Source organism: Kribbella sp. NBC_01245, from assembly GCF_036226525.1.
Lineage (GTDB): Bacteria > Actinomycetota > Actinomycetes > Propionibacteriales > Kribbellaceae > Kribbella.
Map to the genome: position 1 here is coordinate 6,755,384 of NZ_CP108487.1, position 14,411 is coordinate 6,769,794.

A 14,411-nucleotide genomic window follows, 5' to 3' on the forward strand; every position below is an offset into this window, starting at 1 on the left:
AGCTCAGCGCAGCTGTACAGGTAAGCGGCGGGCGAGGGCGGATTCCGACGAATGAACGCTAGAGGTGTGCGCCGAAGGACTTCCGGCGCACGGTTCATCCCTTCAACCGTTGAGGCCCATGGCTCGGAGGGCTGCCTGGAGACGGGGCTGGCCGGCCTCGGTGGCGCGGTCGCGGCCGGCGGCGAGGATGGCGTCGAGCCCGGAACGGTCCGAGGCGAGGTCGGCGAACTTCTTCTGCAGGGGCTCGATCACCGCCAGCACAGCCTCGGCGACATCGTTCTTCAACTGCCCGTACGACGAGTACGCGTCCGCCAGCGCGACCGCATCCCCGTCCGTGCAGGCCGCGAGGATCTCCAGCAGGTTCGTCACGCCGGGCTTCGCCTCGTAGTCGTGGCGGACCTCGTCCCCCGAATCCGTGACCGCCCGCATCACCTGACGGCGGATCACGTCCGGCGGATCGAGCAGCCGGATCGTACCGATGGCGTCATCCGGCGCCGACTTGTCCATCTTGGCCGTCGGGGTGGCGAGATCGCGGACGCGGGCGGCCTGTTTCGCCTTCTCCAATTGCGGTACGACGAACGTCTCGCCGTACTCGCGGTTGAACCGGACCGCGATATCCCGCGCGAGTTCGACGTGCTGGTCCTGGTCGCCGCCGACCGGCACCTTCTCCGCGCCGTACAGCAGGATGTCCGCCGCCATCAGACACGGATACGTGAAGAGCGAGGCGCGCGTCATCGGGCGGCCGTTGCCCTTCTCCTTGTACTGGATCATCCGCGACAGCTCACCGACGTACGACGTGCACTCGAGCAGGTACGCCAACTGGGCATGCGCCGGTACCGCCGACTGGACGAAGACCGACCCCGGTGGCAGGCCCGCCGCGAGCATCAGCGTCGCCGTCTCCCGGGTGAGCCGGGCGAGACGGCGTGGATCGTGTTTTGTGGTCATGGCGTGGAGATCCGCCACGAAGTAGAAGTCGTCCTCGACCGTCTCTGCGCCGAACCGCCGCAACGCGCCGAGGTGGTTGCCGAGCGTGAGCCGCCCGGACGGGGTGATGCCGGAGACCGAGACCATGGTGGTGCCTAACCTTTCAGTGGTTTTGTGGTCACCACCGCCGGTGCGGGCACAAAAAACGGCCGCCTCGGCGAGGCGGCCGTTGGATGCGTGTGAACGCAGTGGGTCCGCCCTAAGCGGTCCACCACTGCACGAAAGTCATACGACGTCCGGTATTCACGCCGCCACAATACCTGCATGTCTCACGTCTTTGCATTCATTCGTCGGAATCCGCCCTCCTCCCGCCACTGACCTGCACAGGCACGCGGACATGAGAGGGCGGATTCCGACGAATGAATGCAAAGACGTGAGCCCCGGCCGCGGTTCCGCTTAAGAGGTGGGGGTGGGGGAGAGGTCGATGGCGTCTAGTTCGGTGTAGCAGTCGCCCTTGGTGAACTTGAGGGTGTTGGTGCCGGCTTGGAGCGGTACGTCGACGGCGATGACGGCGAACAGGTCCCAGGAGATACCCGGGTAGACGACCGGTTGGGTCGGGCCGTTGTTGGCGGCGATGAGGTGGCTGCAGGTTTGCCCCATGCCGTTGGCGCCGCGGGCGCGGACCCGGTAGTTGCCTGCGGCCCCTACCTGGACGGTGAAGACGACCGAGCTGGTGGCGAAGTCGATGTACGCGGACTTGGCACCGCCCGACGCCGAAGTGATCTGCGTGATCCGGGCGTCGGTGATCTTGGCGTTGGCGGTCTGCTCGGCCTCGTAGCGCGCAACCGGCAAATCGGTCAGGGCGGCGTACCACTTGGACGCGGCACGGGACGCGGCGCCGTAATACGGGTGCACGTTGTCCATCAGGTCGAAGGGCGCGACGTACGCCGAGCCGGTGTCGACGTACGTGACCTGCTTACCAGCGGCCCGTTTCGCGTCGACCATGCCCGGGATGTAGGCGTTGAAGGCCTGCGTACGGCGTTGGTCGGCCTCGATCCGGGTCGGCGGCAGGCTGGTCACGAAGACCTGGGTATTCGGCGCGGTCGTCGTGATCCGGTCGACCAGGGCGGACAGACGCCCCGGCGCGAGCCCGGCGGACGCGTCGTTGTACATGTCGTTCGTGCCGATCTGCAGCGTCACCACGTCGGGCTGGTAGGTCTGCAGCCAGCCGATCACGCTGTCGTGGATCCCCTGAATGGTCCAGCCGCCATGGCCTTCGTGGTCGTGGTCGCCGAGCGCGGCCGAGCCGGATCGGACCGAGCCGACGAAGTCGATCGGACGGCGGTCGGCGTTCAGCAACTGCCAGAGGTCGGTGCGATATCCGCCCGCGGCCGCGTCGGCGCCGGCCGTATTCGAGTCGCCGATCGGCATGATCTTGGTCGGCGTCGCCCGCACCAGCGGTACGGCGGGCGCGGCATCGGTGGGCGCGGAGGCGGAGATGGGCGGGCTGACGTTGAGGATCAGCGCGGCCGTCGCGGCGGCCACGGGCACGGCTTTGAGCAGGGCACGCATGAGGAATTCCCTTCGGCGGACTACGGGATGTCGCTAGCCGATCCTTCTGGCCAGGCCCGCCGCCGCCAATCGTTTCCACCTCACTGGTAGACCACTTGACAGTCCGTCAGGCGGACCCACCCCAGCCGAGCGGGCTATGGTCAGGGGCATGAGTGGTGAGGCGCTGCTGGTCTTCGACGAGGGATTGACCGCCTACGACTTCGGTCACGGTCATCCGATGAGCCCGATCCGGATCGACCTGACCGTTCGGTTGGCCCGGGCGCTCGGCGTACTCGATCAGCTCAAGGTGGTGCCCGCGCCGGTCGCGGATGACGCGCTGCTCGCGACCGTGCATACGCCGGAGTACATCGCGGCCGTCAAGCGCGCCGGCGACGACCCGAACGTGCCGGATCTCGCGCACGGCCTCGGCACCGACGACACCTATTGCTTTCCGCAGATGCACGAGGCATCGGCCCACGTGGTCGGCGCCTCCGTCGAGGCGGCCCGCGCGGTCTGGTCCGGCGAGGTGCTGCACGCGGCGAACGTGGCCGGCGGTCTGCACCACGCGATGCCGTCGATGGCGAGCGGCTTCTGCGTCTACAACGATCCGGCCGTCGCGATCCAGTGGCTGCTCGACCAAGGCGCCGAGCGGGTCGCGTACGTCGACGTCGACGTCCACCACGGCGACGGCGTACAGGCTGTCTTCTACAACGACCCGCGGGTCCTGACCGTCAGCCTGCACGAGTCGCCGACCACGCTTTTCCCGGGGACGGGCTCGGCGGGGGAGACGGGCGGCCCGGGCGCCGAAGGTACGGCGGTCAACATCCCGCTGCCGCCCGGCACGGGTGATGCCGGTTGGCTGCGGGCCTTCCACGCGATCGTGCCGGACGTGGTGAAGGCCTTCCGCCCGTCGATCCTGGTCACCCAGCACGGCTGCGACTCCCACGTCGAGGATCCACTCGCGCATCTGACCAAGACGGTCGACGGTCAGCGTGCGGCGTACATCGCACTGCATGACCTCGCCCATGAGGTCTGCGACGGCAAATGGGTCGCGACCGGTGGCGGTGGTTACGCGATTGTCGAGGTCGTTCCGCGAGCGTGGACGCACTTGCTCGCGATCGTCGCGGGTCACCCGATCGACCCGGCTACGCCCGTGCCGGAGTCTTGGCGCGACGAGGTCCGGATGCGGCTCGGCCAGGTCGCGCCGTCGCGGATGACCGACGGCCGCGACGCGACGTACACCGACTGGTCGTCCGGCTATAACCCCGACACCTGGCTCGACCGGTCGATCAAGGCGACCCGGGACGTGAGTTTCCCGCTGCTCGGGCTCGACCCGATGTACTGAGCTCCGCCCCACCATTTGGCGCCGCAAGGCTCGATTCGGGGGATTTGTCCGGATTCCGCCAGGTCACAGGGGCACCCCCTTTCCCATTCGCACCACGAGCCACTAGGCTCGACCTACGCGCGAGCGGAGGTGCCGGAGGGGAAGCCGGCGCACGACTCGGGCTGGAAGTGCGGTGCGTTATGGCATCAAAGAAGTCCGGTGGTGAGCAGCCGCTTGCCGAGGTGAAGTTCCTGACCGTGGCCGAGGTGGCCACAGCCATGCGCGTGTCCAAGATGACCGTGTACCGGTTGGTGCATTCCGGCGAGCTGCCCGCGGTGCGGGTCGGCCGGTCCTTCCGGGTCTCCGAGGATGCCGTGCATGACTATCTCAAAGGCGCTTTCTTCCAAGCCGGATAACTACGAGAGCGAAGCGGCCGATCCTCTACCAGGGACCGGCCGCTTCGTCATGCCACTGCTTTGTCTTGCTTTGGCCGTACGTCGTCAGCTGACCGGCGTACGACGTGCGCGGCCGGGCGTCGTGCCGCGTGCGGCGGTCAGTCGCGAGATCTCGCGAAGCGCGCGCGTTGCCTGCTCGACCAGCTCAGGCGGTACGTCGGCCAAGTGGTCCGCGTGTGCGGCGGATGCGGCCCGCACAGCCTTCTCGGCCAGCGCGACGCCTTCGTCGGTGAGACGGATCTGCGTGCCGCGGCCGTCATCCGGATCGGCCTCGCGCACGACCAGGCCACGGTTGGCCAGCTGATTCGTCAGATTACTCGTGCCGCCGGTCGAGAGCAACAGCCCGCGGCTCAACTCACTCGGCTTCAACTGGAACGGCGGCCCACTCCGCCGCAACGTGACCAGCACATCGAACTCGGCGGTCGTGAGCCCCAACTCGGGTAGCAGCTGACGAGTCGATTCCGTCAGCTCGCCGTTCAACGTCATCAGCCGCTTGGCCAGTTCGGTAGTCGGGTGCAGCACATCGGGCAGTTCTACCTGCCACGCCTTCATCAACTGCTCCACCCGATCCATGGTTGACATCCTAGGTCTCTTTGGTGATAGCTTTCAAAAAAGCTTTCTTGTGAAGGGAAATCTCATGCGTCTCCTGCTCCGTGGCGGAACGGTCATCGATACAGATCCCGAGCCGACCGTCCGACCCAACACCGACGTCCTGATCGAAGACGGCCGCATCCTGGCCGTCGGCCCAGGGCTAGACGTCCAGGACGCTGAGGTCATCGACGCGTCGGGTCGCTACGTGTTGCCGGGCTTCGTCGACACTCATCGCCATGTCTGGGAGACGGCCCTGCGCGGTATCGGCGCCGACCTAGACCTCGGCGGTTACCTGTATCGCGTCCTCGGTGAACTCGGCCCGCGCTTCACTCCCGAGGACCTCTACACCGGCAATCTCGCCGGGGCGCTGGAGTGCCTCGACGCGGGCATCACCACCGTGCAGGACTTCTCGCACATCCAGTCGTCCGCCGAGCACACCGACGCCTTGATCGGAGGCCTTCGCGCTTCGGGTATCCGGGCGATCTTCGGTTACGGATATCCACCGCTCGCCGACGTACCTCTCGACCAGGCCGAGGTGGCTCGCGTCCGCGACACGTACTTCCCCGACCAGCCGGGCCTGTTGACGATGGCCCTCGCCGCGATCGGACCGTCGTACGCGTCGGCGGCTTCGGTCGAGTCGGATTGGCGCCTCGCGGCCGACCTCGGGCTGCCGATCGTGGCGCACGTGAGCAGTGGCCCGGTCGCGGAGAAGCCGGTCGAGTTCCTTGCCCAGCGCAACCTTCTTGGACCGCGAACCCTTTATGTACATGGCAATTCGCTGCCCGACAGTGAGCTGAAGCTGATCGCGGAGAGCGGCGGCGCGGTGTCGATCACGCCGGCGATCGAGGAGCAGATGTCGGTTGGTGCTCCGATGGTCGGGCGGCTGCGCGCTCACCGTGTGACGACCGGACTCGGGATCGACGTCGTCGCAGCGGTGGCGGGGGACATGTTCTCGGTGATGCGCGCGACGCTCGCGATCGGCACGCGTGGCACCGGCTCGAAGCCGACGGCTGCCGAGGTGCTCCGGCTGGCCACGCTCGACGGCGCGCGTGCGCTCGGTCTGGCAGACCAGGTCGGCTCGCTCCAGGTCGGCAAGCAGGCCGATATCCAGCTCATCCGGGCCGACGACATCAACCTCGCGGGTGGTTCGCACGACCCGATCGCGACCGTCGTGACCGGTGCTCACCCAGGCAACGTCGACACCGTCCTGGTCGCGGGCGTGCCGGTGAAGCGGCAAGGTCGGCTCCTGCATCCGGCGTTGACTGAGACCCTCAGCGCCCTCAGCGCGACCACTCGCCGCGTCGTCGCTTGACCGTTGGTAAGACTGGAGCCATGACGATCGACGAGCGCGAGCAGGTCCGGCTCGAGGGTGACGGGCTGGTGTTGCGCGAATGGCGGGACTCCGACGTACCGCTGATGGTCGGGCTGTTCGACAATCCGGAGGTGGCGTACTGGACGCCACTGGTCTCGCCGTTCGACTTGGCGGCAGCGCAGGCATACCTGGAAACGGCTCGTCGTACGGCGGAGATCGGTGATCGCGTCCAGCTCGCGATCACGGTGGATGGCGAGGAGCCGCTCGGTGAGGTCTTGCTCAGCCGGTCGCACAACAGCCTCGGCTACGCGATCGGCCCGGCCCATCGCGGTCAGGCGCTGGCCTCCCGTGCGCTGCGGCTGCTGACCGATTACGCCCACCGCGTCGCGGGGATCAAGCAGGTCATCCTCGAGATCGAGGCGGACAACGCGGGCAGTGTCGCGGTCGCGAAGGCCGCTGGTTATGTGCTGACCGAGCGCGATCCGGTCGTCGTCGTCGACAAGGGCCGGACCTGCACGTTGTACGTGTGGGAACACCTCAGCGGCTTCGGGCGGTAGATTTAGCTTCCACATGGGGGATTGCCCGTGCTGCACGTGTTAGTACAACTGTGTTGGTATGAGCCGAGTGGGCGCGACTTAGGTGAGTGGCGGCCCAGCAGGTAGGCTTTGCCGACGCTCTCTTAAGTTTGGAAGGTCCACAGTGGGTTCGGTCATCAAGAAGCGCCGTAAGCGTATGGCGAAGAAGAAGCACCGCAAGTTGCTGAAGAAGACGCGGGTTCAGCGCCGCAAGCTCGGTAAGTAACCGCCGGAGCCGATCGAGCCGGAGGTCTGCGTGGCGCGCGTGGTGATGGTGACGGGTGTCTCGAGAGACGCCGGTGCACGGTGCGCGCGCCGGCTCGCGGCAGATCCGGCGATCGGTGCGGTGATCGGTATCGACGTCGTTCCGCCACGCGCGGAACTCGGTCGTGTCCGGTTCGTGCGGGCCGACATCCGTAATCCCGTGATCGCCAAGGTGATCGCGGGTGAGGACGTCGACACCGTCGTTCATACCGGCGTGGTGGCCACCCCCGGCAGCGCCGGTGGGCGGTCGTCGATGAAAGAGATCAACGTCATCGGCACCATGCAGTTGCTCGCCGCGTGCCAGAAGGCGCCCGGCGTGGCCAAGCTGGTGGTGAAGTCGTCCACCACGGTGTACGGCGCGGGTCCGCGCGACCCCGCCTTGTTCACCGAGGAGATGGCGCCACGGGCGATACCGCAGACGGGGCTGAGCAAGGACGCCGTCGAGGTCGAGGGTTACGTGCGGGGTTTCGCCCGGCGCCGGCCCGACGTCTGCGTCACCACGTTGCGGATGGCCAACTGGATCGGCCCATCGACCGATTCACCGATCACGCGCTACTTCGGCATGCCCGTCATCCCGACCGTGCTCGGGTTCGACGCCCGGCTGCAGTTCCTGCACGAGTCCGATGGCGTCGAGGCGATTCACCACGCCGCGATGAACGATCTACCCGGCACCTTCAACCTTGCCGGTGACGGGATTCTCTCCCTCTCCCAGGCGATCCGACGTCTCGGCCGGCCGGCCTTGCCGCTGCCGTCCTTCACTGCGTCCAGTACGGCGATGCTGGTGCGACGCGCGCGATTGGCCGACTTCTCGCCGGACCAGATGACGTATCTGACGTATGGCCGGGCGGTCGACACCACTCGTATGCGCGCCGAGTTCGGCTTCGAGCCGGGTTACACCACGGCCGCCGCCTTCGAGGACTTCCGCCAGTCGATCGGCACGGGCGCACTCACCAACGCGTCCCGCCTGGTCTCAGCCGGTCTAGGGGCACTGCGTGGCTGACGCGGACATCATCCCGATCGGCTCTGGCGGCCGACCCGGTCGAGGTAGCGGCCGTCGTACGACGCCCTCGGCCGCGGCTCGTTCACTCGCAGGTCCCGCCGCCGCCAAGGCCAAACGCAAACCCGAGCCGGACGCCGAAGAGCCCACCACGCCCTCGGCTACGCCCAAGTCTTCCGCCCGCTCGAGCCGCGCTGCCACTGGGACCGGGCGCGCGAAGTCGACCAACGGCAAGTCCTCGCAGAACGGCGCGGCCCGCGGACGCCGTTCGGCCGGCCCCGTCGACGCTTCAGATGCTGCGGCCGGTACGACGGAACCGAGCGCGTCGATCGGCACACCAGGTGAGCCCGGATCGGGCGCGTCTGGCGAGCCTGGATCGGGTCCGGCGCACGACGTACCAGCGGATGCGGCGGGCGGCGCGTACGACGTACCGGGTGGTGCCGGTGGCGGCGCTGGAATTGGCGTCGAGCAGGCGGAGGCGTTCCTCGGTTTCGAGAAGCTGGTGCGCGAATGGCTCGGGCCGGATGGCGAGCGCAAAGTGGCCGAACTATTGGCCTTCCTGCGGCGCCGGCTCACCGGGCAGTACGAGGTGGACGAATTCGGTTATGACGAGGAGCTCACCGACGAGGTGTTCCTCACGCTGCTGCGTCCCTTGGCGGAGAAGTGGTTCCGCGTCGAGGTGCGCGGTATCGAGAACATCCCCGACACCGGTGGCGCGCTGATCGTGGCCAACCACTCGGGCACGATGCCGGTGGACGGGCTGATCACCCAGCTGATCGTGCGGGACCACGCGCATCGGCCGTTGCGCACCCTCGCCGCGGACCTGGTCTTCCAGACCCCGTTCGTAGGCGAGATGGCCCGCAAGGGTGGCGCGACGCTCGCCGGCAACGACGACGCGGAGCGCCTGCTCGGCCGTGGCGACCTGGTCGGGGTGTGGCCCGAGGGCTTCAAGGGCATCGGCAAACCGTTCAGCGAGCGGTACCGGCTGCAGCGGTTCGGCCGCGGGGGATTCGTCAGCGCCGCCATGCGTACCGGCGTACCGATCGTGCCCTGCTCGATCGTCGGTGCCGAAGAGATCTACCCCTTGGTCGGCAACATCTCGTCCCTCGCCCGACTGCTCGGCGTGCCGTACATCCCGGTCACCCCGTTCTTCCCCCTGCTCGGCCCCCTCGGCCTGATCCCGCTGCCCTCGAAGTGGCTGATCGAATTCGGCGAGCCCATCCGCACCGACGAATTCGCCGAAGGCGCCGCCGACGACCCCATGCTCGTCTTCAACGTCACCGACCAGGTCCGCGAAACGATCCAGCAGACCCTCTACGCCCTCCTAATGCAACGCCGCAGCGTCTTCTTCTAACCCCGGCCACCTACATCCCTTTGCGTTGATTGGTCCGAATCCGCCCGCCTGCGTCTCCTTCCAGCCGACCCGCCGCGGAATGGGCTAGCGGGATGCAGACCAATCAACGCAAAGGGGATGTAGGTGAGCCCAAAAGGTCTGGCCCGGTGCGGGTGCACCGGGCCAGACCGTTTATTCGGGCGCCTGCTTTAGCGGCAGGGCGGTAGGAGGGGGAGGCAGAGCGGGTTCGGGATGCTCAGCGTGGGAAAGGGAAACCTCCACGGTGTCGTCGGCAAGGTCGGCGTCGGCAACGTTGGATGGGTCCCCGTCGGGGGCTTCGTCGTACCCGAGGGTGTTGGGGTCGTGGTCGGGTTCAAGTCCACCGAGGGAATGATCGGCGTCGGGGTCGGGGTGGTCTGGGTGACCACCTCGCCGGACTTGGTCGGCGCGGTGGCCAAGGACACGCCCGGGCTGGTGTTCAGCGATGGAAACGTCGTCGGCATGGACGACGGGCCTCCTGTGCTGGCCTCGCCGCCACCCGGTGCGACCGTCGGCTCCGAACCGCCGCCGTTGACCCGGGTCGGGCCACCGGACTTGACCGGCTTCGGCTTGTCGCAGTCGGTGCAGGCGCCGGCCGCGTGATCGGCCAGCTGACCGATGGTCGCGAGGGCCTGAACCGCTTGCTTCAGCGATTCGGCGGGGAGTCGGGGCGCCAGGTCGGCCAGGGCCTGCCGGGCGTCGGTGATGAACGTGGTGACCGCACCGATCGCGGCCTTGTCCTCGTTCTGCTGGTAGGCCGCGACCAGCCGGGAGACGCCCCGGCGGGCCTGGACGGAGAAGTCGTCCAGGGTGCGGTTGATGGTGTCGACATCGCCACCGTCCTTCAGCAACGCGTCGACCTCGGCGAGCCGGGTCATCGCGTGACCGAGCTCACGCCGGCCGCGGGAGTCATCCCCGACGCTGACGTTGGTGGAGACGTTCTCGATGCCACGCTTCATGCCGTACAGCGCGTCGCCAGGCATAGCCTGCTGGGCTGCCGCTGCGGAACCGATGCCACCACCGAGTAGCACCAATGCCGCCGTACTGGCGACCAAGCTGATCCGCCGACGCTGGCGGTGTCCGATATCTGTCACGGACGCGTCGTCCTCGCGGGGCGGCAATTCATCCGAAGCGTCTGGGCCACTGCGTACCACGGTCGGAGTCGTCGCGGCACGGGCCGCTGCCTGCTCGAGGAGGCGGTGCCTCAGCTCGGCAGTGAACTCTGGTCGCGGTGCAACTGCGCCGGCGGTCCTCAGCCGTCCGACGAGTTCAACAGCGGTCGCAAGCTCGGGGTCATCGCTCAGTCGCGAAGAGTGACGGGGCCCGTGATCGACCGCATGCGCGAATGCCTCCGCGCGCGCTCGAGCCCTGTGCAAGTCACTCATGAGTCCTAGTTCTCCTCAATGGCCAATCGGGGTCACCGACCGGTCCTCACCCAGGGCAACGAGGAAACTCCCTGACGGGTTACGAAAGACATGCGTAGTGATCCACCTCATCGCAAGTCCTTGGGGATAACCTTCGCCAAATGACGCACGGCCCGCAGTTGTAGTTGTTTCACAGCGCCTTCCGATTTTTCCAGCGCCCGCGCCGTCTCGGCGATCGAAAGTCCCGCGAAGAACCTCATCGTGAGGCAGTCGCGCTGTTCGTCCGGCAAGGCGGCCACGGCGTCGCGGAGCACCTCGGCGGTCGCCGCGGCGAGCACGTCGACCTCCGGTCCGTCCGTCTGCCGATCGTGGGTCTCGATTTCGTCCGTGACCACTTCCAGCCGGACCCGGCCGGACTTGTAGTGGTCGGTGATCAGGTTCCTGGCGATGGTGACCAGCCAGGCCCCGAAGTCGCGGCCCTGCCAGCGGAACGAGTCCAGTGCGCGCAACGCCCGCACGAACGTCTCGCTGGTCAGGTCCTCCGCCAGGGCCGACGAGGACACCCGGGCGTAGATATACCGGTACACCGTGAGTGAGTACTCGTCGTACAGCTCTCCGAACGCGCCGACGTCGCCCGCTTGTGCGCGGTCGACCAGTTCGGCGCGTCTCATCGTGTCCGGGCTTGGCTCCGGCGTCGTCACGATCTCTCCCCGTTCAACTGACACGTCTACGACTGGCACGCCTGTGCAAGGCCACGGCGGCTGAGACAGCACCGAGAGTTGTCCCTGTTGCACCGGCTGTCAACAGCCCAAGGCGTGCCGCCTTTCGTCCAGTCCGGTAATCACGGATTCGCCAGCCGGCCGAATTCGCCTGCCGGCGCAGCTTTCCATCGGGGTTGATCGCACAGGGGTGCCCCACCAATTCGAGCATCGGAAGATCGTTCACGGAGTCGGAGTAGGCGGCGCATTGAGCCAGGTCCAGACCCTCGCGGGTGGCCAGGGCGCGAACCGCCTCCGCCTTGGCCGGGCCGTGCAGGATATCGCCGACCAACTCGCCCGTGTAGACCCCGTCCACCTCGGCGGCGACCGTGCCCAGGGCACCGGTCAGACCGAGCCGGCGGGCCAGCAGCCGGGCCACCTCGGCGGGCGCGGCCGTCACCAGCCAGACCCGCTCACCGGCGTCCAGGTGCATCTGGGTGAGCGCCTTCGTACCCGGCCAGATCCGGTCGGCCATGCCCTCGTCGAAGATCTCCTCGACCAGCATCGTCAGCTCCGCCACGCTGTGCCCGGCGATGAACGACAGGGCCGAGGCCCGCGCGTTCGCCACCGATTCCGGCGTCTCACCGGCCAGCCGGAACTTGAGCTGCTGCCAGGCCTTGGCCGCGATCTCGCCCCGGCTGAAGAACTTGCGCCGGTACAGCCCCTTCGCCAGGTAGTACACCGAAGCGCCGCGGAGCAACGTGTTGTCGACGTCGAAGAACGCGGCAGAGTGCACCACAGGCGGTGTCTCCAGGGCGGCTTCGAGTTCCGCGACGGCGGCCGAGGCCTCACCGGCGAGCACCGACCGGGCGCGCAGGTCACGCGTCGGTGGGCGAGTCATGGGAGCGAGCCTAGGGCATCTCTGCGTAACTGGCCGTTCGCTGCGCGTCCTGTCCAAAAGGTGTTTCGGCCCTGCCGGGGTGTCCTGCGACTGACCCCGGCCGTCTTCGTGCCGGCTTCCTGCGACTGCAACCAAACCCCCACTAGCCCCGTAGACGTGTCCCCGCCCCGCAAGGTCTACCCGCAGACTCGCTGCGCAAACCGCCAGGCCACGTCGGTACCTTCGGGACGCGTGACAGACTCGCGTTGTGAACGTGAACTTCACCGAACTGCTCAGTGCCACCGCCAAGCGGCACGGGGATCGTCCCGCCCTCGTGGACGGCGATCGCCGGCTGACCTGGGAAGAGCTCGACGCGGCCGTCGACGCCGCCGCGCAGGGGTTCTCCGCGGCCGGCCTGGTGCCGGGATACCGCGTCGTGCTGCTGCTGGCGAACGGCGTGGGCTTTGTCACGTCGTACCTCGGCTGCCTGCGCGCGGGCCTCGTCGCCGTACCGCTGAACACGGGTCTGACCGCCCACGAGGTGGCCGGCGTGATCGCGCATTCCGGCGCCCGGTTGGTGGTCACGGACGGTGAGCTCGCGCCCAAAGCGGCGGGCTCGGGCGTTCGCGTGGTGCGTCCCGAAGAGCTCAGCGGCGAGGCGCCGGTCGTGCCGCAGTCGGACCCGGAAGCCCTTGCGGTGTTGCTTTACACGTCAGGTACCAGTGGTGATCCGCGGGCGGCGATGCTGACCCACCGGGCCCTCTTGGCGAACGTCGAGCACCTGGTCGCTCTCGGTGAGCACCGGATGGGCCCGGACGACGTCGTACTCGGCGTGCTGCCCTTCTTCCACGCCTTCGGCCTGAACGCGGTGCTCGGCTGGGCCTGCGCGCGTGGTGCCGCCTTGGTGCTGCAGCCGCGGTTCGACTCGGCCCAAACTCTCGAGCTCGTACGGCGTGAGGGGGTGACCCGGTTGCCGCTTGCCCCACCGGCTCTGACGGCGCTGTTGGCCGCGCCCGACCTGCGCAACGCGCTCGCCAAGGTGAAGGTGGTGCTGACCGGCGCCTCCTCGCTGGATCGCGCGATTGCGGACCGCTTCGAGAACGAGACCGGCTTGTTCGTCCACCAGGGATACGGCCTGACCGAGGCTGCGCCCGGCGTGACGACGACGTTGGGCGAGGGCGATCCGACGCCGGGCTCGGTGGGCCGCCCACTTCCCGGGGTCGAGGTGCGGATCGCCGACGAGCACGGTGGCGACGTCGAGGGCGACGACCCGGGCGAGGTGCTGATCCGCGGTGCGAACCTCTTCTCCGGCTACTGGCCCGACGGCGACGGCGGTCCCGACGAGGACGGCTGGTACCGCACCGGCGACGTCGGTTTCCTCGATCCCTCGGGCGACCTGTTCCTGGTGGATCGCCTGCGTGAGTTGATCATCGTGTCTGGTTTCAACGTCTTCCCGGTCGAGGTCGAGGAGGTGCTGGTGGCGGCGCCCGGAGTGCGGGAGGCGGCCGTGATCGGCATCCCGTCCGACGAGACCGGCGAAGCGGTGAAGGCCTTCGTGGTGCCCTCGGTCGGTGCCGATGTGGACAAGGACGAGGTGCTCGCGTTCGCCGCGACCCGGCTGGCCAAGTTCAAGTGCCCGGTCGAGCTCGAGATCGTGGACCACCTGCCGCACTCCGTCACCGGCAAGGTCGCCAAGGGGCAGTTGAGGGGCAAATGAGCGAGCGCGTCACCCTCTACAGCAAGCCCGGCTGTCACCTTTGCGACGACGCCCGGGCGATCATCGAGGCCGTCTGCGCCGAGACCGGTACCGGCTACACCGAGATCGATATCACCGGTGATCCCGCCCTTTTCGAGCAGTACGGCGAGCAGATTCCGGTCACCCTGGTCGACGGCCGGCAGCACGATTTCTGGCGGGTCGACCCAGCTCGCCTGCGCAAGGCGCTCGGCGCCTGAGCGCCACCCACTGCTCACACACAGCGAAGCGGAGCGAGAACACCGTGAGAGTGGTCACGAGATGAGACCAGTGGGCCTTCTCGATTTTGTTCTCACGTTCACAAACTCCTAGAGTGGGGTAGTCGCCAGCCGTGAGGCGGTGGCTCAGAAC

At 67.8% G+C, this 14,411-nt stretch carries 15 protein-coding genes; 9 read left to right on the forward strand and 6 right to left on the reverse strand.

Going from position 1 to position 14,411, the window contains the following annotated elements; all coding sequences use genetic code 11:
- Nucleotides 1-102: 102 nt before the first annotated feature.
- Together trpS and OG394_RS30810 are read right to left on the reverse strand one after the other, a co-directional pair.
- Nucleotides 103-1,071, reverse strand: a complete 969-nt coding sequence (trpS, locus tag OG394_RS30805; protein ID WP_328990666.1) for a tryptophan--tRNA ligase — start codon at nucleotides 1,069-1,071, stop codon at nucleotides 103-105.
- 309 nt (nucleotides 1,072-1,380) lie between these two features.
- Nucleotides 1,381-2,496: a GDSL-type esterase/lipase family protein gene (locus OG394_RS30810; RefSeq protein WP_328990667.1), complete on the reverse strand. Its 1,116-nt coding sequence runs from the start codon at nucleotides 2,494-2,496 to the stop codon at nucleotides 1,381-1,383.
- A 148-nt stretch (nucleotides 2,497-2,644) separates the two neighbouring features.
- On the opposite strand from OG394_RS30810, the gene OG394_RS30815 reads away from it, so the two are divergent.
- Entirely contained in the window at nucleotides 2,645-3,820 is a 1,176-nt protein-coding gene (locus OG394_RS30815; RefSeq protein WP_328990668.1) for an acetoin utilization protein AcuC, read from the forward strand.
- Between the two features lie 179 nt (nucleotides 3,821-3,999).
- On the forward strand, nucleotides 4,000-4,215 hold the full coding sequence (locus tag OG394_RS30820; protein WP_012923942.1) for a helix-turn-helix domain-containing protein: 216 nt from the start codon (nucleotides 4,000-4,002) through the stop codon (nucleotides 4,213-4,215).
- Between the two features lie 84 nt (nucleotides 4,216-4,299).
- On the opposite strand, the gene OG394_RS30825 is transcribed toward OG394_RS30820, so the two are convergent.
- The gene (locus tag OG394_RS30825) at nucleotides 4,300-4,827 is read right to left on the reverse strand and encodes a MarR family winged helix-turn-helix transcriptional regulator (RefSeq protein ID WP_328990671.1); all 528 of its coding nucleotides are present in this window, start codon (nucleotides 4,825-4,827) and stop codon (nucleotides 4,300-4,302) included.
- A 64-nt stretch (nucleotides 4,828-4,891) separates the two neighbouring features.
- Between OG394_RS30825 and OG394_RS30830 the strand changes: the two genes are divergently transcribed.
- The 5 genes from OG394_RS30830 (at nucleotide 4,892) to OG394_RS30850 (ending at nucleotide 9,347) form a co-directional block, all read left to right on the forward strand.
- A complete protein-coding gene (locus OG394_RS30830; RefSeq protein WP_328990672.1) occupies nucleotides 4,892-6,157 on the forward strand; it encodes an amidohydrolase family protein in 1,266 nt (421 codons plus the stop codon).
- 20 nt (nucleotides 6,158-6,177) lie between these two features.
- Nucleotides 6,178-6,714, forward strand: coding sequence for a GNAT family N-acetyltransferase (locus OG394_RS30835; protein WP_328990673.1), 537 nt, complete (start codon nucleotides 6,178-6,180; stop codon nucleotides 6,712-6,714).
- A gap of 142 nt (nucleotides 6,715-6,856) precedes the next feature.
- Nucleotides 6,857-6,958: a 30S ribosomal protein bS22 gene (locus OG394_RS30840; RefSeq protein WP_008356322.1), complete on the forward strand. Its 102-nt coding sequence runs from the start codon at nucleotides 6,857-6,859 to the stop codon at nucleotides 6,956-6,958.
- Between the two features lie 30 nt (nucleotides 6,959-6,988).
- Nucleotides 6,989-7,996, forward strand: a complete 1,008-nt coding sequence (locus OG394_RS30845; protein ID WP_442914239.1) for an NAD-dependent epimerase/dehydratase family protein — start codon at nucleotides 6,989-6,991, stop codon at nucleotides 7,994-7,996.
- Complete coding sequence (locus tag OG394_RS30850; protein WP_328990674.1) at nucleotides 7,989-9,347, forward strand: lysophospholipid acyltransferase family protein; 1,359 nt, start codon at nucleotides 7,989-7,991, stop codon at nucleotides 9,345-9,347. The genes OG394_RS30845 and OG394_RS30850 overlap by 8 nt, the downstream gene beginning before the upstream one ends.
- 188 nt (nucleotides 9,348-9,535) lie before the next feature.
- Here the strand turns inward: OG394_RS30850 and OG394_RS30855 are convergent, their stop codons facing one another.
- From OG394_RS30855 to OG394_RS30865, 3 genes are all read right to left on the reverse strand, one after another.
- A complete protein-coding gene (locus OG394_RS30855) occupies nucleotides 9,536-10,459 on the reverse strand; it encodes a DUF5667 domain-containing protein (protein ID WP_328990675.1) in 924 nt (307 codons plus the stop codon).
- Between the two features lie 398 nt (nucleotides 10,460-10,857).
- Complete coding sequence (locus OG394_RS30860) at nucleotides 10,858-11,430, reverse strand: sigma-70 family RNA polymerase sigma factor (RefSeq protein WP_328990676.1); 573 nt, start codon at nucleotides 11,428-11,430, stop codon at nucleotides 10,858-10,860.
- A gap of 13 nt (nucleotides 11,431-11,443) precedes the next feature.
- On the reverse strand, nucleotides 11,444-12,328 hold the full coding sequence (locus OG394_RS30865; RefSeq protein ID WP_328990677.1) for an HAD family hydrolase: 885 nt from the start codon (nucleotides 12,326-12,328) through the stop codon (nucleotides 11,444-11,446).
- A gap of 247 nt (nucleotides 12,329-12,575) precedes the next feature.
- Between OG394_RS30865 and OG394_RS30870 the strand changes: the two genes are divergently transcribed.
- The gene (locus OG394_RS30870) at nucleotides 12,576-14,024 is read left to right on the forward strand and encodes a class I adenylate-forming enzyme family protein (RefSeq protein ID WP_328990678.1); all 1,449 of its coding nucleotides are present in this window, start codon (nucleotides 12,576-12,578) and stop codon (nucleotides 14,022-14,024) included.
- Nucleotides 14,021-14,260: a glutaredoxin family protein gene (locus OG394_RS30875; RefSeq protein WP_328990679.1), complete on the forward strand. Its 240-nt coding sequence runs from the start codon at nucleotides 14,021-14,023 to the stop codon at nucleotides 14,258-14,260. The genes OG394_RS30870 and OG394_RS30875 overlap by 4 nt, the downstream gene beginning before the upstream one ends.
- The last annotated feature ends 151 nt before the right edge of the window (nucleotides 14,261-14,411 follow it).